Raw genomic sequence first — 680 nt, 5'->3', positions numbered from 1 at the left:
CCGAGAATCGTCGCGATCGTGAAGAACGCGAAGCCGACCGCGATCGACTTGTACATCACGTCGTCGAGCACCTCGAGCGTCGGCAGGCGATCGGCGAGCACGCCGCGCTCCTTCATCAGGTACGCGACCGACACCATCGCCGACAGCGCGAAGCTGCCGTAGCCGATGAAGTTCGCCGGCACGTGGATCTTCATCCACCAGCTCTGCAGCGCCGGCACGAGCGGCTGGATCTGCTGCGCGTCGCGCGCGACCGAGTACCACATCAGGAAGCCGACGGCCGCGCTGATGACCAGCAGCACGAACGCGCCGAGCGCGCGCGTGCCGTAGTGGCCTTCGTAATACAGGTAGAGCAGCGCGGTGATCAGGCTGAACAGCACGAACACTTCGTACAGGTTCGACACCGGGATATGCCCGACGTCGGCGCCGATCAGGTAGGACTCGTACCAGCGCACCATCAGGCCGGTGAAGCCCATCAGCACGGCGACCCACGTGAGCTTCTGGCCGATCGCGGCGCCCGACTCCGAGCGCGCGAGCAGACCGATCCAGTAGAAGATCGTCGCGAGCACGAACAGCGCGCTCATCCACAGGATCGCGGACTGGCTCGACAGGAAGTATTTGAGGAAGAACGCCGCATCGGCGCGCGCGAGATCGCCCTGGTAGATCTGGATCGACAGCAGCGA

1 protein-coding gene is annotated in these 680 nt (G+C 64.7%); it reads right to left on the bottom strand.

Translation table 11 applies throughout. The features are described from left to right. On the bottom strand, positions 1 to 680 hold a 680-nt coding region (locus tag U4Z64_RS37340), incomplete at both ends, for a cytochrome c biogenesis protein (protein ID WP_321822687.1).

This window comes from Burkholderia sp. BCC1996, assembly GCF_905339955.1.
Classification (GTDB): Bacteria; Pseudomonadota; Gammaproteobacteria; order Burkholderiales; family Burkholderiaceae; genus Burkholderia.
Note: the sequence above shows the minus strand (reverse complement) of the source record. Positions and strands in the feature narration are given on the sequence as shown.